General features: G+C 58.0%; 15 protein-coding genes. 10 read left to right on the plus strand and 5 right to left on the minus strand.

The window, feature by feature from the left end; genetic code table 11:
• Positions 1–321, minus strand: a complete 321-nt coding sequence (gene clpS, locus ACMGGE_RS09550) for an ATP-dependent Clp protease adapter ClpS (protein WP_006174393.1) — start codon at positions 319–321, stop codon at positions 1–3.
• A 267-nt stretch (positions 322–588) separates the two neighbouring features.
• On the opposite strand from clpS, the gene cspD reads away from it, so the two are divergent.
• Positions 589–810, plus strand: coding sequence for a cold shock-like protein CspD (gene cspD / locus ACMGGE_RS09555; RefSeq protein ID WP_008499993.1), 222 nt, complete (start codon positions 589–591; stop codon positions 808–810).
• 70 nt (positions 811–880) lie between these two features.
• Here cspD and macB read toward each other — a convergent pair whose 3' ends face one another.
• Positions 881–2,821, minus strand: a complete 1,941-nt coding sequence (macB, locus tag ACMGGE_RS09560; protein WP_420293696.1) for a macrolide ABC transporter ATP-binding protein/permease MacB — start codon at positions 2,819–2,821, stop codon at positions 881–883.
• Entirely contained in the window at positions 2,818–3,933 is a 1,116-nt protein-coding gene (gene macA / locus ACMGGE_RS09565; protein ID WP_045908400.1) for a macrolide transporter subunit MacA, read from the minus strand. The genes macB and macA overlap by 4 nt, the downstream gene beginning before the upstream one ends.
• Positions 3,934–4,092: 159 nt before the next feature.
• Here macA and ACMGGE_RS09570 point away from each other — a divergent pair, with 159 nt between their 5' ends.
• A complete protein-coding gene (locus ACMGGE_RS09570; protein WP_048027158.1) occupies positions 4,093–5,049 on the plus strand; it encodes a VirK/YbjX family protein in 957 nt (318 codons plus the stop codon).
• Here ACMGGE_RS09570 and ACMGGE_RS09575 read toward each other — a convergent pair.
• The gene (locus tag ACMGGE_RS09575; protein ID WP_048222285.1) at positions 5,046–6,704 is read right to left on the minus strand and encodes an ATP-dependent endonuclease; all 1,659 of its coding nucleotides are present in this window, start codon (positions 6,702–6,704) and stop codon (positions 5,046–5,048) included. The genes ACMGGE_RS09570 and ACMGGE_RS09575 overlap by 4 nt on opposite strands.
• 290 nt (positions 6,705–6,994) lie before the next feature.
• On the opposite strand from ACMGGE_RS09575, the gene aqpZ reads away from it, so the two are divergent.
• The 4 genes from aqpZ (at position 6,995) to hcr (ending at position 11,536) form a co-directional block, all read left to right on the plus strand.
• A complete protein-coding gene (gene aqpZ, locus ACMGGE_RS09580; protein ID WP_008499998.1) occupies positions 6,995–7,690 on the plus strand; it encodes an aquaporin Z in 696 nt (231 codons plus the stop codon).
• A 170-nt stretch (positions 7,691–7,860) separates the two neighbouring features.
• On the plus strand, positions 7,861–8,760 hold the full coding sequence (locus ACMGGE_RS09585) for a lysine exporter LysO family protein (protein ID WP_420293697.1): 900 nt from the start codon (positions 7,861–7,863) through the stop codon (positions 8,758–8,760).
• A 144-nt stretch (positions 8,761–8,904) separates the two neighbouring features.
• Positions 8,905–10,557, plus strand: a complete 1,653-nt coding sequence (gene hcp / locus ACMGGE_RS09590; protein ID WP_111966990.1) for a hydroxylamine reductase — start codon at positions 8,905–8,907, stop codon at positions 10,555–10,557.
• A gap of 10 nt (positions 10,558–10,567) precedes the next feature.
• Entirely contained in the window at positions 10,568–11,536 is a 969-nt protein-coding gene (hcr, locus tag ACMGGE_RS09595; protein ID WP_420293698.1) for an NADH oxidoreductase, read from the plus strand.
• A 90-nt stretch (positions 11,537–11,626) separates the two neighbouring features.
• On the opposite strand, the gene ACMGGE_RS09600 is transcribed toward hcr, so the two are convergent.
• Positions 11,627–12,061, minus strand: coding sequence for a DoxX family protein (locus ACMGGE_RS09600; protein WP_045908406.1), 435 nt, complete (start codon positions 12,059–12,061; stop codon positions 11,627–11,629).
• Between the two features lie 151 nt (positions 12,062–12,212).
• Between ACMGGE_RS09600 and poxB the strand changes: the two genes are divergently transcribed.
• The 4 genes from poxB (at position 12,213) to ACMGGE_RS09620 (ending at position 17,524) form a co-directional block, all read left to right on the plus strand.
• Positions 12,213–13,931 (plus strand): ubiquinone-dependent pyruvate dehydrogenase, encoded by a 1,719-nt coding sequence (poxB, locus tag ACMGGE_RS09605; RefSeq protein ID WP_023343670.1) that lies wholly within the window; start codon positions 12,213–12,215, stop codon positions 13,929–13,931.
• 38 nt (positions 13,932–13,969) lie between these two features.
• The gene (gene ltaE / locus ACMGGE_RS09610) at positions 13,970–14,971 is read left to right on the plus strand and encodes a low-specificity L-threonine aldolase (RefSeq protein ID WP_248221075.1); all 1,002 of its coding nucleotides are present in this window, start codon (positions 13,970–13,972) and stop codon (positions 14,969–14,971) included.
• Between the two features lie 10 nt (positions 14,972–14,981).
• Complete coding sequence (locus ACMGGE_RS09615; RefSeq protein WP_420293699.1) at positions 14,982–16,418, plus strand: DUF2867 domain-containing protein; 1,437 nt, start codon at positions 14,982–14,984, stop codon at positions 16,416–16,418.
• 92 nt (positions 16,419–16,510) lie between these two features.
• Positions 16,511–17,524 carry an NAD-dependent epimerase/dehydratase family protein gene (locus tag ACMGGE_RS09620; RefSeq protein ID WP_032649241.1) on the plus strand — a complete coding sequence of 338 codons (1,014 nt, stop codon included), beginning with the start codon at positions 16,511–16,513 and terminating at the stop codon, positions 17,522–17,524.
• Positions 17,525–17,634: the final 110 nt, after the last annotated feature.

The following is a 17,634-nucleotide window of genomic DNA, read 5'->3' on the forward strand; positions in this document are numbered from 1 at the left end:
TCAGGCCTTTTCCAGCGTACACAGCAACGGATGCTCGTTCTCCCTCGCATAGTCGTTCACCATCGCCACTTTGGTTTCCGCCACTTCGGCAGTGAAGATGCCGCAGATAGCTTTGCCACGATAATGAACGGTAAGCATCAGTTGCGTTGCACGTTCTACATCATAAGAAAAGAACTTTTGTAGCACGTCAATAACAAATTCCATCGGCGTGTAATCATCGTTCATTAACATAACTTTATACATAGATGGCGGTTTTAGCGCGTCACGCACTTTGTCTTCCGCCAGCTGGTCAAAATCCAGCCAGTCGTTGGTCTTACCCATTTTGCATAACCACTTTGAATCTACCTCAGATGTTAGATAACAATCATCTATTACTGTCATCCGCGATGTCTGTCACAAACTGTTGCAATAGCGTTAACTGCTTCAAACTTTGGTTGATTATTGTCCCATCTCCAGCGCCAAACGCTTGACGACTTCTTTCGTTTCTCTAAATTGTACAAGCGTGAGATGGCGAGGTTTTGAACAGCCCCCACTCCACCACCGGTTCATTCCATCTTAACTTATAAGATTTACGAAGGATGTCGAAGCATGGAAATGGGTACTGTTAAGTGGTTCAACAACGCCAAAGGGTTTGGCTTCATCTGCCCCGAAGGCGGCGGCGAGGATATCTTCGCTCACTATTCCACCATTCAGATGGATGGTTACAGAACGCTCAAAGCCGGGCAGTCCGTCCGGTTCGATGTACACCAGGGACCAAAAGGCAATCATGCAAGCCTTATCGTCCCCATTGAAGCAGAGACGGTTGCATAGCTCTCTGTTTTATTGTGTACATCCCGCAGTCAAAATGCCAGCCCGATCGGCTGGCATTTTTATTTTCGGGTTATTCCCGAGCCAGCGCATCCACCGGATCCAGCCGCGCCGCGTTGCGGGCGGGCAACCAGCCAAACAAAATGCCGGTAAAGGTCGAACACAAGAATGCGGTAATAATGGCCACCGGCGAGAAGCCAATCTCCCAGCCGGGTAAAAAGAGCTGGAGCGCGAAGGCGATCATCATCGAGAGCGCAATCCCCATCGCACCGCCGACCAGACACACCAGCACGGCTTCAATCAAAAACTGTTGCAGCACGTCGCTGGCTCTGGCCCCGACCGCCATGCGGATGCCAATCTCCCGTGTACGTTCGGTTACCGACACCAGCATGATGTTCATCACCCCGATACCGCCGACGACCAGCGAAATCACCGCCACCAGCGTGAGGAACAGCTGAAGAGTACGTGTGGTCTTTTCCGCCGTTTTCAAGAGGCCGTCCATATTCCAGGTGAAGAAATCCTTCTTTCCGTGGCGCAGGGTTAACAGCCGCTCCAGCTGCTGCTCGGCCAGCGCGCTGTCGTAGCCCTCCTTCACGCGTACGGTGATGAAGTTAAGCCAGGACTGCCCCATAATCCGCCCGGAGATAGTGGTATAGGGCAGCCAGACGCGCAGGATCTTGCTGCTGCCAAACATCGACTGTTTCTCTTCCGCCACACCGATGACCGTGGCAGGCATGTTGCCGACCAGGATCACTTCGCCCACCACGTTGGCTTTATTGGGGAAGAGTTGTCTGCGCGAATTCGCGTCCAGCACCACCACCTGCGCCCTGCCCGCCAGCTGCTCGGCGTTGAAGGTGGCGCCTTCGCTGAAGGTCATGCCGTAGACGTTGAAATAATCCCCGCTGACGCCGTTCGCGCTGGCCGCCACGTCAACATTGCCCACCCGCAGGCGCAGATTCTGCGACACCGCAGGCGTGGCGGAGTTGACCCACGGCTGCTTCTGAATGGCCGCCAGATCGTCGTATTTCAGCGCCTGCTGATACTGCGGCTCGTCGTCCCCGAAGTCTTTGCCGGGATAGACGTCAATGGTATTGGTGCCGATTGCGCGGATATCGGCCAGCACCAGCTGCTTGGCCGCATCGCCCACCACCACAATCGACACCACCGAGGCAATACCGATGATGATGCCGAGCATGGTCAGCAGGGTACGCATTTTATTGGCCGCCATCGCCAGCCAGGCCATGGTCAGCGCTTCACGAAAGCCGCTGGAAAATTGCCCCCATCCGGTTGATGCCGGAAGCACTTCTTTCGGCGCCGCAGCCCTGGACTCACGCGGCGGCGGGTTGCTGACCAGCTCGCCGTCATGGATCTCAATGATTCGCTCCGCCTGCGCCGCCACCTGCGGATCGTGGGTCACGATAATGACCGTATGCCCCTGATCGCGTAGCTGGTGCAGGATCGCCATCACCTCTTCGCCGGAATGGCTGTCGAGTGCGCCGGTTGGCTCATCCGCGAGGATCACCTGCCCGCCGTTCATCAGGGCGCGGGCAATACTCACGCGCTGCTGCTGGCCGCCGGACAGCTGCGAGGGCTGGTACTCCACCCGCTCCGCCAGCCCCAGACGCGTCAGCAGCATCTGCGCGCGTTCGAGCCGTTTTTTCCGCTCGACGCCCGCATAGACCGCCGGAACTTCCACGTTCTGCGCGGCATTGAGGTGAGAAAGCAGATGGTAACGCTGGAAGATAAAGCCGAAGTGCTCCCGACGCAGCTTCGCCAGCGCGTCGCCATCCAGCGTGGAGATATCCGTTCCAGCCACGCGATAGGTCCCGCTGGTCGGCTTATCCAGACAGCCGAGAATGTTCATCAGCGTCGATTTACCGGAACCCGATGCCCCGACAATCGCCACCATCTCGCCCGCTTCTACCCGAAGGGAGATGCCCTTCAGCACCTCCACCGGGCCATCGCCCGACGGATAGCTGCGGCGAATGTCCTTCAGCTCAAGCAATGCCGTCATTTCGCGGCTCCGGGCAGGCTTTCACTGACAACAACCTCCTCGCCCTCTTCCAGCCCTTTCACCACCACCACGTCGGTGTCGTTGCGCGCACCAATCACCACTTCGCGCTCGCGCGTTTCGCCGTTGCGCAGCACTTTCACTTTATAGCGGCTCTCCCCGGCGGATTCACCCAGCGCAGAGAGCGGAATGGTCAGCACGTTCTTCAGACCGGTCAGCTGGATATGCACCTGCGCGGTCATGTCGAGACGCAGCACGCCCTTCGGATTCGGCACTTCAAAACGGGCATAGTAAAAGATGGCGTCGTTCACTTTTTCCGGCGTCGGCAGAATGTCCTTCAGCACGCCTTCGTAGCGCGTCTGCGGGTCGCCCAGCACCGTAAACCAGGCGTTCTGCCCCGGCTTCAGATGGATCACATCCGCCTCGGAGACCTGGGCTTTGACCAGCATGGTGCTCATGTCCGCCAGCGTCAGAATATTTGGCGCCTGCTGCGCGGCAATCACCGTCTGCCCCTGCAGCGTGGTGATCTGAGTGACCTCACCGGCCATCGGCGCCACGATCTGGGTGTAGTCGAGGTTGGTTTTTGCCGTATCCAGCGAGGCCTGGTTGCGTTTGATTTGTGCGTCAATCGTGCCAATCTGCGCCTGCTTCACCGCCAGTTCCGTGGTGGCCGTGTCTAAATCCTGCTTCGAGATCGCCTGGGTTTTGGCCAGCGCCTGCTGACGGGTCAGCGTCACCTGGGCCAGGTTACGCTCTGCCTGCGCCTGCGCACGCTGCGCGCGCAGCTCCATCAGCGTGGCTTCCACCTCGCGGATCTGGTTCTCAGCCTGTTCAGGATCGATCACGCCGAGCAACTGGCCTTTTTTCACCTTATCGCCAATCTCAACCGACAGCGTTTTCAGCTGACCGCTGACCTGCGCGCCGACGTCAACCTTGCGCAGGGCATCAAGCTTGCCCGTCGCGAGGACGTTTTGCTGCAGTTCGCCCGGGCGAACAATCAGCGTCTGATACTGCGGCACTGGCGCATTCAGCACCTGCCATAGCCAGTATCCACCGGCTAACACCACGACCGCCAGCAGCAGAAACAGCGTTCTGCGTTTTCCCTTGAGGTTCATAAATATTCCAAATAAATGTTCTGGCAATGATAAATGCTGATTCTATCTAAACGACTCCTCAACGAAACCCCTGTTCTCCGAAATCGTCACAATTTGTTTACGAGACGTTGAACGTTCGCCTGCTGAAATGGAAATCTTCATCAAGAAGCAGGATCTAACATGTCTTCCATCGTCGATACACCTTTTTCAAACCTGCCACAGCCTGCATCGGGTTGGCAGCTCTTCAGTCATCTGGCTTCCGGTAAGCTCACGCCAGGGCTGGCGTGGCAAAACCCCGCCTATCGACGTAAATTCATGCTACGTTCGCTGGCGACGCCTGTAAGTACCGCTCGCCTGTTGACGAGCCTTGCAAAACAGCCGAGCCTGATGCAAATGCTGCAGGTACAGCCAGGACTGCCGTGCCGTCTGCATCGCCCTTGGCTGACGGTGAATATGAATCGCCAGCAGGCCCTTGAGTCCCTTAACTGGCACTATCAAACGATGAGCCGCCATATGCCGGCATCGCTGCTCTCGGGCTATCTGTCGAAAAAGGGCTTCACGCTGCTCACCTTAACCGGTAAAGATGAAGAGCAATTTACCGTCCGCCTGTGCGCCGATGCGTTTCTGGATAAAGAAGGGGAAGCCACCCTCGCCTTCTGCGACCATCAGAATACGGTGCTGGCCGAGATGACCTTCACCCTGTGCCAGTTTGAGGGAAAATCGACGCTGTTTATCGGCGGCCTGCAGGGCGCAAAAGCCCACGTTCCCCATGAGCTGATCCAGGGCGCGACGAAGGCCTGCCATGGTCTGTTCCCGAAACGTCTGCTGGTCGAAGCCGCCATGACGCTCGGCACCGCCTTCCCGGTAGAACAGATTGTCGCCGTCAGTAACGACACCCATATTTATCGCAGCTGGCGCTACCGCAAGAAAAAAGAGGGGAAACTGTTGGCCGATTACGACAGTTTCTGGATCTCCATCGGCGGTGAAAAGCAGGATAGCGGCAACTTTATGCTGCCCCTCGTCATGCCGCGCAAACCGATGGAAGAGATCGCGAGCAAAAAGCGTTCCGAATATCGCCGCCGCTACGCGCTGCTGGATAGCCTGATTCAGCAGGTGAACCAGGCGACTCAACGTTAATCCGCTCTCCCGCGTGCCAGCCACAGCACGCGGGAGAACATCTTCCGCAGCAGGGTCGGCACCGCCTCCACGCCCCGTCTCCCCGCTTCCGTTGCCACTTCAATGGCTAAATCCGGTTTTGAAGAACGATGAATAGCTTTGGCGATCACGCGCCGCATGTTCATCGGGACATCGACCGGCACCATGGCAATTCGGTGGAATACGTCGTCGAACCCCTGACGATACATAAAGTGCTCCATGTCCATGGCGGGCAGCATGGTTAAATGGTCGCGCTCTTCTTCTCGCTCGTTATTCAGCAGGCTGCGTACGGTGGAGGCATATTTTTTGCCCGCCTCATCACCGTCGACCAGAACGTGCCACTCGATCCCCATCCGGCGGGCAAATTTTATCAGCGGCTTTAATCCCGACTGGGCAAATTCAATCACCTTAATGCCTTCCGCATCAAAATGGTGGCCGCACTGGCGCGCCAGTTCGTTGATGACCCAGGTTTCCGTCTCGCCTTCCACCAGCAGCCAGCAGCGGGCAAAGAGCGACGACGCGCGGTTAAAGCGAATATGAAACGCGATGCGCCGCCCGTCTTCCGCGTTCAATCCCCCCGGACCTAAGCGGAAGGCGGAGACGCGGGAAGATTCACGCACCAGACGACAGACGTGCTCTACCGGCGTTAGCGATAATAATTCACCGGAATTGGTGGTCGTAATGCGCTGGAGCGGCAGCAGGTTCAGCAAGTGCCATGCCACGGAGAGCATGATGGGATGCAGGCGCGTTTCCGGGTCTTCCACCAGCAGCAGCGGCCGGGCGTCCCGGTCAAGACGAACGGTGCCTTTGGCCTGCAGAAGCGTTGAAAACAGCCCCAGCAAAATCACCCGATGGGTACGACCGCCGGGCCGGTCGATCATCCGGTTAATGATATCGAGGTAGCGCCAGCTGCGCTGCTCGTCATGAGAGCGGCGGCGCATCAGGCGATGGCGCGACTCCGACGTCCCCTGCTCGGAAAAATAGTGCTCCAGAAGCTGTACCATCGCGGACAGCCCCTGACGAATTTGACCATCGGTCAGATTTTGCGGACGCGACACCAGCTCTCTTGCCAGAAAATCCAGTTCGCGGGCGGTAACTTCCACTTCTGGCATATTCGGGACGGTACCGTTACGAATACGCCGCATAAAACGCGCGTCGCGCAGGCGCAACACCGGCGTCAGGCGGATCAGGTGGCGGGCCAGATCGTCAATATTGTCCAGCGGGATCGGACTGGCTTTCTCATCAAGAAAATCACGCAGGGTCAACACGCCCTCGTTTTCCGCCATTTCACCCTCCAGCCGATAGAAAATCCGGTGGAAGCCGTCATCGCACGGCACCCAGCAGGGTGACAGCGGGCGGAAGCGACGCACCCGATGCCGTCCGGGCTCGGATTCGCGGAACGTCAGGATGATATGCAGGTGCTTCTCGCGCCCCGTCACGTCGCCGGGCGGGAACCAGAAGTCGTCGCGAACGAAGTGATACAGATCGTCTTCGGGCGAAAGCAGTAACGTCAGCGCATCCAGCAGGCTGGACTTACCCCACGCGTTCTCGCCGATCAGGACGTTGTTCTGTTCCAGCTGCAGCGACAGGCGGTTAATACCGCGAAACCCGACAATTTCCACACGTTCGAGAAGCATAAATCCCCCGCGCAATGATCACTTTTTCCTTTAAGTTATCAGCAGTATAGCGGGAGGCGCCCTGTCACGACAGCACAACATTCACCGTGGCGAGAATTGGTCTATGCTCTATTTACCGCTGATTTGAACAAGGATTGACATCACATTGCCTTAAATCAAATTAATCGAATTTATTTAAGTGGCGAAGGGGTGTTGTTGGTTTTTAAAATACGGACTCTTTGAGTCGTCATCCCTTTATGGCGATATATCCCGTGCGCGGGAAAGCGTGCGGAAAATTATTTGAGGTGGTTATGTTTAGAAAATTGGCTGCAGAATGCTTTGGTACATTCTGGCTGGTATTTGGTGGCTGCGGTAGCGCCGTTCTGGCAGCAGCATTCCCGGAATTAGGTATCGGTTTTGTCGGCGTCGCGCTGGCATTTGGTTTGACCGTATTAACCATGGCCTTTGCCGTGGGGCATATTTCCGGCGGTCATTTTAACCCGGCAGTAACGTTAGGTTTATGGGCCGGCGGTCGTTTTCCGGCGAAAGAGGTGATTGGTTATATTGTCGCCCAGGTGGTTGGCGGTATTATCGCAGCGGGCGTTCTGTACGTGATTGCCAGCGGTAAAGCCGGGTTCGACGCGGCGGCCAGCGGCTTCGCCTCTAACGGCTTCGGCGAGCATTCTCCGGGCGGTTATTCCATGCTGTCTGCCATCGTGATTGAAATTGTGCTGACCGCAGGCTTCCTGCTGGTGATCCACGGCGCAACCGACAAACACGCGCCAGCAGGCTTCGCCCCTATTGCGATTGGTCTGGCGCTGACCCTTATTCACCTGATTTCGATTCCGGTCACCAACACCTCCGTTAACCCGGCACGCAGTACCGCCGTCGCCATCTTCCAGGGGGGCTGGGCGCTTGAGCAGCTGTGGCTGTTCTGGGTCATGCCGATTATCGGCGGTATCCTGGGTGGCGTGCTGTACCGCACCCTGCTGGAAAAACGCGATTAATTGCGCGCGGTGTCGGGCGGCGCTAACGCTTACCCGACCTACGTGAAAGTGCACTTGTAGGCCGGGTAAGGCGCAGCCGCCACCCGGCTTTTTTATTGCTCCTTTACCTGACAGCCTTTATTGGGTAGTGTCTCTGGCGCTCAACAGATACTCAAAAGGACCGGCTGTTCATGTTTTCAGGACTCCTCATTATTCTGCTGCCCCTGATTGTGGGCTACCTTATTCCGCTGCACAGAGAATCCGCATTACGGCTCATCAACCGTTTTCTCAGCTGGATTGTTTACGTCATTCTTTTCTTTATGGGGATAAGCCTGGCCTTCCTGGATAATCTGGCGACGAATTTGCTTTCCATCCTGCATTATTCGGTGGTCACCGTGGTGGTTATTTTGCTGTGTAATATCGCCGCATTATTCTGGCTTGAGCGCACCGTTCCGTGGAAAAACCATCATCATCAGGAAAAGCTGCCTTCCCGAATTGCGATGGCGCTGGAATCATTAAAACTGTGCGGCGTCGTGGTGCTCGGTTTTCTGCTTGGGCTGACCAGCTGGGCGTTTTTACAGCACGCAACAGAGGCCAGTGAATATACGCTGATCTTCCTGCTGTTCCTAATCGGTATCCAGCTGCGAAATAATGGCATGACGCTGAAGCAAATTGTTCTGAACCGTCGGGGAATGATGGTCGCGGTCATTGTTATCGCCAGCTCCATGGTGGCGGGCGTGATTAACGCTTTTATTCTCGACCTGCCGCTGAAAACCGGCCTCGCGATGGCGTCAGGTTTTGGCTGGTATTCCCTCTCCGGTATTTTGCTGACCGAATCATTCGGTCCGGTGATCGGCAGCGCCGCCTTCTTTAACGATCTGGCGCGTGAACTGATCGCCATAATGCTGATCCCGGGACTGGTTCGCCGCAGCCGCTCTACCGCGCTGGGCCTGTGCGGCGCGACGTCGATGGACTTTACCCTGCCAGTGTTACAACGCTCTAGCGGGCTGGAGATGGTGCCCGCCGCCATCGTTCACGGCTTTATTTTAAGCCTGCTGGTTCCGGTTCTGATGGCCGTCTTCTCGGCCTGATACTTCTTTGGCGGTAGGGTTCCTGCCGCCAAAATTGCGCTAAATCAATCTCCCTCTATTTTGTAGTAAAAAGCCCTTTTCACCGTTCTGGCACAGGCATAACCTTAAACATGTATATTAAATATAACTTTAACAGGTGTGATTATGTTTTGTGTGCAATGTGAACAAACCATCCGTACCCCGGCAGGCAATGGCTGCTCTTACGCACAGGGTATGTGCGGCAAAACCGCAGAAACATCTGACCTTCAGGACCTGCTGATTGCGGCCCTGCAAGGCCTTTCCGCATGGGCGTTTAAAGCCCGCGAATATGGCATCATCGACCACTACGTCGACAGCTTCGCCCCGCGCGCCTTCTTCTCCACGCTAACCAACGTTAACTTCGACTCTCCGCGCATTGTTGGCTATGCCCGCGAAGCCATTGCCCTGCGTGAAGCGCTGAAGGCGCAGTGTCTGAAGGCGGACGCCAGCGCCCGCGTGGAAAACCCGATGTCAGACCTTCAGCTGGTGAGTGACGATCTGGGCGAGCTGCAGCGTCAGGCGGCAGAATTCACGCCGAATAAAGACAAAGCGGCGATTGGCGAGAACATTCTCGGCCTTCGCCTGCTGTGCCTGTACGGCCTGAAAGGCGCGGCAGCCTATATGGAGCACGCGCACGTGCTCGGTCAATACGACAACGACATTTACGCGCAATACCATAAAATCATGGCGTGGCTGGGCACCTGGCCTGCCGATATGAACGCGCTGCTGGAATGCTCGATGGAAATCGGGCAGATGAACTTCAGGGTGATGAGCATTCTGGACGCCGGTGAAACCAGCACCTACGGCCATCCGACCCCAACGCAGGTCAACGTCAAAGCGACCGAGGGTAAATGTATCCTGATCTCCGGTCATGACCTGAAAGATCTCTACAACCTGCTGAAGCAGACCGAAGGCACCGGCGTTAACGTCTATACCCACGGTGAAATGCTGCCGGCGCACGGCTATCCGGAGCTGCGTAAATTTAAGCACCTGATCGGTAACTACGGCAGCGGCTGGCAGAACCAGCAGGTGGAATTTGCCCGCTTCCCTGGCCCTATCGTGATGACCTCTAACTGCATCATCGACCCGACCGTGGGCGCGTATGACGACCGCATCTGGACCCGCAGCATCGTCGGCTGGCCGGGCGTGAGTCATCTTGAAGGTGACGATTTCGGTCCGGTGATAGCGCAAGCGCAGCAGATGGCAGGCTTCCCGTACAGCGAGATCCCGCATCTGATCACCGTCGGCTTCGGTCGTGAAACCCTGCTCGGTGCCGCCGATTCGCTGATTGACCTCGTCAGCCGTGAAAAGCTGCGCCACATCTTCCTCGTCGGCGGCTGCGACGGCGCGCGCGGCGAGCGTAACTACTTCACCGATTTCGCCACCCGCGTGCCGGAAGACTGCCTGATCCTGACCCTGGCGTGCGGCAAATACCGTTTCAACAAGCTGGACTTCGGCGACATCGAAGGTCTGCCGCGCCTGATCGATGCGGGCCAGTGTAACGATGCTTATTCGGCCATCATTCTGGCCGTTACCCTGGCGGAGAAACTGGGCTGCGGCGTGAACGACCTGCCGCTGTCGCTGGTGCTCTCGTGGTTTGAGCAGAAAGCGATTGTCATCCTGCTGACCCTGCTCTCTCTGGGCGTGACTAACATCGTGACTGGCCCGACCGCGCCAGGCTTCCTGACGCCGGACCTGCTGGCAGTGCTCAATGAAAAATTCGGTCTGCGCTCCGTGACCAACGTTGAAGACGATATGAAGCAGCTGCTGAGCGCGTAAGGAGTAACTCATGACCATGCCAACCTCACACTGCCCGTGGCGCATGCAGGTTCATCACATCCATCAGGAGACGCCGGATGTGTGGACGCTGTCGCTGCTGTGCCACGACTACTATCCGTACCGTGCGGGTCAGTATGCGCTGGTTAGCGTTCGCCATTCGGCAGACACCCTGCGCGCCTACACCCTTTCTTCCACGCCGGGCGTGAGCGAGTACATCACGCTTACCGTCCGTCGCATTGAAGGCGGAGCCGGTTCAGAATGGCTGACCCGGGACGTGAAGCGCGGGGATTATATCTGGCTGTCCGATGCGCAGGGTGAGTTCACCTGTGACGACAAAGCGGAAGAGAAATTCCTGCTGCTGGCGGCAGGCTGTGGCGTAACGCCGATTATGTCAATGCGCCGCTGGCTGGCCAAACACCGCCCGCAGGCCGACGTGCAGGTGATCTTCAGCGTGCGCTCTCCGGACGATGTCATTTTTGCCGAGGAGTGGCGTGATTACCCGGTGACGCTGGTGGCTGAGCACAACGCGACGCACGGTTTTGTGCCCGGTCGCCTGAGCCGCGATCTGCTACAAAGCGTGCCGGATATCGCGAACCGTACGGTGATGACCTGCGGCCCGGCGCCGTACATGGCTATCGTGGAAGAAGACGTGAAAGCGCTCGGCGTGACCCGCTTCTTCAAAGAGCAGTTTTTCACGCCGGTGGCGGAAGCAGCAACCAGCGGGATTACGTTTACCAAACTGCAGCCTGCGCAGACCTTCTTTGGCCGCGTGGGGACCACGCTGCTGGAGGCGCTGGAAAGCAACCACGTGCCGGTGGTAGCGGCCTGCCGCGCCGGGGTGTGCGGCTGCTGTAAAACGAAGGTGGTTTCCGGGGAGTACACCGTCACCAGCACCATGACGCTGTCCGACGCGGAAATTGCCGAGGGTTACGTGCTGGCTTGCTCGTGCCATCCGCAGGGGGATTTGGTCCTCGCATAAAGGTTATGCTTTCGATCGTAGGCCCGGTAAGCGTCAGCGCCACCGGGCTTTTTGCCGGGTGGCACTGCGTTTACCCGGCCTACAACCGGCCTACCGCCACGCAGGTGCTTTCCCCAGCGCAAACCGCCCTGCGCCTAAAAACGCCACCGCCAGCGAGCCGATAAAGAAGTACACCAGGCTTTCAATCGCCCATGCGCCAACCTTATCAAGGGCGAGCGTTTCCCCCATTCCCACCATCAGCCATGCCACGATCATCGTAAACGCCAGCACCAGCGCGGCCGGGCGCGTAAAGAGCCCGACAATAATCAGGATCGGCGCCACCACTTCGCCAATCAACACGCCGTAGGCAATAAACCCCGGCAGCCCTTTCTCCACCAGCATGCCGCTGATAAAGCCCACCCCACCAAACAGCTTATGCAAACCGTGAAAGAGCATCAGCCCGCCGACGGCAAGTCGTAACAAGAGTTTGCCAAGATCGTCGCACGATAGCTTTTCATTAACAGCAATTAACAATGATTTAACCATTTGAAATGATTCCTGTTTTCACTGAAGTATCACCAGATTATGCCGAATAATTGCGCGTGAAAAGCACCTTTTAATTGGGGGGATTTGACGGGCAATACGGAGACTTTCTTCTAAGCTTGTAAGCGTTATCACAAAAAGGAGACGGACAACCATGAAACAAACCGTGGCTGCATATATAGCGAAAACGCTCGAACAGGCTGGTGTAAAACGTATCTGGGGCGTCACCGGCGATTCCCTGAACGGACTCAGCGACAGCCTTAACAAGATGAAGACCATCGAATGGATGCCGACCCGCCATGAAGAGGTTGCCGCGTTCGCCGCAGGCGCTGAAGCGCAGCTTACCGGGGAACTGGCCGTCTGCGCCGGATCCTGCGGGCCGGGTAACCTGCACCTGATCAACGGCCTCTTCGACTGCCACCGCAATCACGTGCCGGTGCTGGCGATTGCCGCCCACATCCCCTCGTCCGAAATCGGCAGCGGCTATTTTCAGGAGACGCATCCGCAGGAGCTGTTCCGTGAATGCAGCCACTATTGCGAACTGGTTTCATCCCCGGAGCAGATCCCGCAGGTTCTGGCGATAGCCATGCGCAAGGCCGTGCTGAATCGCGGCGTTTCGGTGGTCGTTATTCCGGGCGATGTAGCCCTCAAGGCTGCGCCAGAAGGGGCCAGCACCCACTGGTATCACGCGCCGCAGCCGGTGGTAACGCCAGCCGAGGAGGAGCTGAAAAAACTGGCGCAGCTGCTGCGTTACGCCAGCAATATCGCCCTGATGTGCGGCAGCGGCTGCGCGGGCGCGCACAAGGAGCTGCTGGAATTTGCCGGTAAGCTGAAAGCGCCGATCGTCCACGCCCTGCGCGGCAAAGAGCACGTCGAATACGATAACCCGTACGACGTGGGCATGACCGGACTGATCGGTTTTTCTTCCGGCTTCCACACCATGATGAACGCCGACACGCTGATCCTGCTCGGCACCCAGTTCCCGTATCGCGCGTTCTACCCGACGGATGCCAAAATCATTCAGATTGATATCAACCCGGCCAGCATCGGCGCGCACAGCAAGGTCGATATGGCGCTGGTGGGCGACATCAAATCCACCCTTGCCGCCCTGCTGCCGCTGCTGGAAGAGAAAACCGATCGCAAGTTCCTCGATAAAGCGCTAAGCGACTATCGCGATGCCCGCAAGGGTCTGGACGATCTCGCCAAACCGAGCGACAAAGCCATTCACCCGCAGTATCTGGCGCAGCAGATCAGCCATTTCGCGGACGACGATGCCATTTTCACCTGCGACGTAGGCACGCCAACCGTCTGGGCGGCACGCTACCTGAAAATGAACGGCAAGCGCCGTCTGCTCGGCTCGTTCAACCACGGCTCGATGGCCAACGCCATGCCGCAGGCGCTGGGCGCAAAAGCGACAGCGCCGGAGCGCCAGGTGGTGGCGATGTGCGGCGACGGCGGGTTCAGCATGCTGATGGGCGATTTCCTGTCGGTGGTGCAGATGAAGCTTCCGCTGAAAATCGTGGTCTTTAACAACAGCGTGCTGGGCTTCGTGGCGATGGAGATGAAGGCTGGAGGCTATCTGACGGACGGCACCGAGCTGCACGACACCAACTTTGCCCGCATCGCCGAGGCCTGCGGCATCACCGGCATCCGCGTGGAGAAAGCCTCCGAGGTGGATGAAGCCCTGCAGCGCGCCTTCTCCATCGACGGCCCGGTACTGGTGGATGTGGTCGTCGCCAAAGAGGAGCTGGCGATCCCGCCGCAGATCAAGCTTGAGCAGGCCAAAGGCTTTAGCCTGTACATGCTGCGCGCCATCATCAGCGGGCGCGGTGACGAGGTGATCGAACTGGCAAAAACCAACTGGCTCAGGTAAAACATCTGGCATCGCCTTTTTAAATATAAGGACATGCCATGATTGATTTACGCAGTGATACCGTTACCCGCCCGAGTCGCGCCATGCTCGAAGAGATGATGGCCGCCCCGGTCGGGGACGACGTCTACGGCGACGACCCGACGGTAAACGAACTGCAGCGCTATGCCGCAGAGCTGAGCGGAAAAGAGGCCGCCCTGTTCCTGCCCACCGGCACGCAGGCTAACCTCGTGGCGCTGCTGAGCCACTGCGAGCGCGGTGAAGAGTACATTGTCGGCCAGGGCGCGCATAACTACCTTTACGAAGCCGGCGGTGCCGCGGTGCTCGGCAGCATTCAGCCGCAACCGATTGACGCCGCGCCGGACGGCACTCTGCCGCTCGACAAGGTCGCGGCGAAAATCAAAGCCGATGATATTCACTTCGCCCGCACCAGGCTGCTCAGCCTTGAAAACACCCACAACGGCAAAGTGCTGCCGCGCGAATACCTGAAAGCCGCATGGGAGTTTACCCGCGAACGCAGGCTGGGCCTGCACGTGGACGGCGCGCGCATCTTCAACGCCGTGGTGGCGTACGGCTGCGAGCTGAAAGAGATTACGCAATACTGCGACTCATTCACCATCTGCCTCTCTAAAGGGCTAGGTACCCCAGTGGGTTCCCTGCTCGTCGGCAATGCGGACTACATCAAGCGTGCCAACCGCTGGCGCAAAATGACCGGCGGCGGCATGCGTCAGGCGGGTATTCTGGCAGCTGCGGGGCTGTATGCCCTGAAAAACAACGTGGCGCGTCTGAAGGACGATCACGACAACGCCGCGTGGATGGCGGCGCAGCTGCGTGAAATTGGCGCCGACGTGATGCGCCACGACACTAACATGCTGTTCGTTCGCGTGGGCAATGACCACGCCGCTGCGCTTGGCGAGTTCATGAAAGCACGTGGCGTGCTGATCAACGCCTCGCCTGTCGTGCGTCTGGTCACGCATCTCGACGTCAGCCGCGAGCAGCTGACCGACGTGGTGAAACACTGGCAGGCGTTTTTACAGCGATAAGGAGCATCACGTGCCGCAACGCATTCTGGTGCTCGGCGCCAGCGGGTATATCGGTCAGCATCTCACCGCGGCGTTAAGCCAGCAGGGGCACCAGGTGCTGGCTGCGGCACGCAACACCGAACGCCTGCAAAAACTCAGTTTAGCGGGCGTTACCTGTCACAACGTTGACCTCAACTGGCCGAAGTCACTTCCCACGCTACTGGACGGGGTCGACACCCTTTACTACCTGGTGCACAGCATGGGCGAAGGCGGGGATTTTATCGCCCACGAGCGTCAGGTGGCGATGAATGTCCGCGATGCCCTGCTGCAAACCCCGGTGAAGCAGGTGATTTTTCTCAGTTCACTCCAGGCACCTGAACACGAGCAGTCCGATCACCTGCGCGCCCGCCAGCTGACGGCGGACATCCTGCGGGGGGCCAATATCCCCGTCACCGAACTGCGCGCCGGGATCATCGTCGGCGCAGGCTCTGCCGCCTTCGAAGTGATGCGCGATATGGTCTACAACCTGCCGGTGCTCACGCCGCCGCGCTGGGTCCGTTCGCGCACCACGCCGATTGCGCTGGAGAACCTGCTGCATTATCTGGTGGCCCTGCTGGATCATCCGGTGGAGCAACACCGCGTGCTTGAGGCGGCAGGCCCGGACGTGCTGAGCTATCAGGAGCAGTTCGAACATTTCATGCGCGTCAGCGGACGCCGCCGCTGGCTGATCCCCATTCCCTTCCCGACCCGCTGGATTTCGGTGTGGTTTTTGAATGTCATCACCTCGGTGCCGCCGACGACCGCCAAAGCGCTTATTCAGGGGCTGAAGCATGATTTACTGGCCGACGATCGCGCGCTGCGCGCCTTAATTCCTCAGGACCTGATCCGCTTTGACGATGCCGTGCGCAACACGCTCAAGGAAGAAGAAAAGCTGGTGAACTCCAGCGACTGGGGCTACGACGCCCAGGCCTTTGCCCGCTGGCGGCCGGAGTATGGTTATTACCCGAAACAGGCGGGCTGTACGGTGAAAACCGGCGCCAGCCTGGCCGCACTGTGGGAGGTGGTGAACCAGATTGGCGGCAAAGAACGGTATTTCTTCGGTAATCTCCTCTGGCAAACGCGCGGGGCAATGGACCTGCTGGTGGGCCACCGGCTGGCAAAAGGCCGCCCGGCACGCCCGTATCTTGAGGTGGGTGACGCGGTTGACAGCTGGAAGGTGATTATTGTCGAGCCGGAAAAACAGCTGGCGCTGCTGTTCGGCATGAAAGCCCCGGGGCTGGGCCGACTCTGCTTTACCCTGAAAGACAAAGGCGATCATCGTGAACTGGACGTCCGCGCATGGTGGCATCCGCACGGAATGCCGGGTCTGTTCTACTGGCTGTTGATGATACCTGCCCACCTGTTTATCTTCCGGGGCATGGCGAAACGCATTGCGCAACGGGCAGAACAAAAGACGGAAAAGATCTAAATAAAACTCTCTTTCTTTCACCTTTCCCATTGCATAGCGCCGTAATTCACGAAAGAATGCGCACGAAATTCTTTTCAACACAGTGGATAGCTATGAAGGTACTGGTTACCGGGGCGACCAGCGGCTTAGGCCGAAATGCGGTCGAATTTCTGCGCAATAAAGGCATCAGCGTCAGGGCTACCGGTCGCAACGAAGCGATGGGTAAACTGCTGCAAAAAATGGGCGCAGAGTTCGTCCATGCCGACCTGACGGAGCTCGTCTCCTCGCAGGCGAAGGTGATGCTCGCCGGTATCGACACGCTATGGCACTGTTCCAGTTTTACCTCCCCGTGGGGGACCCAGGAAGCCTTCGATCTCGCCAACGTGCGGGCCACCCGCCGTCTGGGTGAATGGGCCGTTGCCTGGGGCGTGCGTAACTTTATTCATATCTCTTCACCGTCACTCTATTTCGACTATCACCACCATCGCGACGTGCAGGAAGATTTCCGCCCTGCCCGCTTTGCCTGTGAATTTGCCCGCAGCAAGGCGGCCAGCGAAGAGGTCATTGACCTGCTGGCGCAGTCAAACCCGCATACCCGCTTTACGGTCCTGCGTCCGCAGAGCCTGTTCGGGCCGCACGACAAGGTATTTATTCCCCGTCTGGCGCAGATGATGCACCACTACGGCAGCGTGCTGCTGCCGCGCGGCGGCGATGCGCTGGTGGATATGACCTATTACGAAAATGCCGTTCACGCCATGTGGCTGGCCAGCCAGCCGGACTGCGATAAGCTGATCTCCGGTCGCGCCTATAACATCACTAATGGCGAACCCTGCACGCTGCGCAGCATTGTGCAGCGGCTGATCGACGAGCTGCAGATCGACTGCCGTATCCGTTCTGTTCCCTATCCCATGCTGGATATGATTGCCCGCAGCATGGAGCGCTTTGGCAGTAAAACAGCCAAAGAGCCTGCGCTGACGCATTACGGCGTCTCTAAACTCAACTTTGACTTCACGCTGGATATTTCGCGGGCGGAGAATGAGCTGGGGTATAAACCGGTTGTTACGCTGGATGAAGGGATTATGCGCACGGCGGCGTGGTTACGGGATCACGGGAAGCTTCATCGCTAGCCTTTTTGCCCGGTGGCGGCTTCGCCTTACCGGGCCTACAACTGCTCCGTACTGCCCCATCGCCCCATTAGCCTCATGTACGAAAACGGCAACCCGAGGGTTGCCGTTTG

It is taken from the genome of Enterobacter sp. BNK-22, from assembly GCF_048684805.1.
Classification (GTDB): Bacteria; Pseudomonadota; Gammaproteobacteria; order Enterobacterales; family Enterobacteriaceae; genus Enterobacter; species Enterobacter quasiroggenkampii.

Excerpts from the sequence above, each read along its gene's own strand:
- clpS (WP_006174393.1), bottom strand. The coding sequence starts at position 321 with ATGGGTAAGACCAACGACTGGCTGGATTTTGACCAGCTGGCGGAAGAC.
- cspD (WP_008499993.1), top strand. The coding sequence starts at position 589 with ATGGAAATGGGTACTGTTAAGTGGTTCAACAACGCCAAAGGGTTTGGC.
- macB (WP_420293696.1), bottom strand. The coding sequence starts at position 2,821 with ATGACGGCATTGCTTGAGCTGAAGGACATTCGCCGCAGCTATCCGTCG.
- macA (WP_045908400.1), bottom strand. The coding sequence starts at position 3,933 with ATGAACCTCAAGGGAAAACGCAGAACGCTGTTTCTGCTGCTGGCGGTC.
- ACMGGE_RS09570 (WP_048027158.1), top strand. The coding sequence starts at position 4,093 with ATGTCTTCCATCGTCGATACACCTTTTTCAAACCTGCCACAGCCTGCA.
- ACMGGE_RS09575 (WP_048222285.1), bottom strand. The coding sequence starts at position 6,704 with ATGCTTCTCGAACGTGTGGAAATTGTCGGGTTTCGCGGTATTAACCGC.
- aqpZ (WP_008499998.1), top strand. The coding sequence starts at position 6,995 with ATGTTTAGAAAATTGGCTGCAGAATGCTTTGGTACATTCTGGCTGGTA.
- ACMGGE_RS09585 (WP_420293697.1), top strand. The coding sequence starts at position 7,861 with ATGTTTTCAGGACTCCTCATTATTCTGCTGCCCCTGATTGTGGGCTAC.
- hcp (WP_111966990.1), top strand. The coding sequence starts at position 8,905 with ATGTTTTGTGTGCAATGTGAACAAACCATCCGTACCCCGGCAGGCAAT.
- hcr (WP_420293698.1), top strand. The coding sequence starts at position 10,568 with ATGACCATGCCAACCTCACACTGCCCGTGGCGCATGCAGGTTCATCAC.
- ACMGGE_RS09600 (WP_045908406.1), bottom strand. The coding sequence starts at position 12,061 with ATGGTTAAATCATTGTTAATTGCTGTTAATGAAAAGCTATCGTGCGAC.
- poxB (WP_023343670.1), top strand. The coding sequence starts at position 12,213 with ATGAAACAAACCGTGGCTGCATATATAGCGAAAACGCTCGAACAGGCT.
- ltaE (WP_248221075.1), top strand. The coding sequence starts at position 13,970 with ATGATTGATTTACGCAGTGATACCGTTACCCGCCCGAGTCGCGCCATG.
- ACMGGE_RS09620 (WP_032649241.1), top strand. The coding sequence starts at position 16,511 with ATGAAGGTACTGGTTACCGGGGCGACCAGCGGCTTAGGCCGAAATGCG.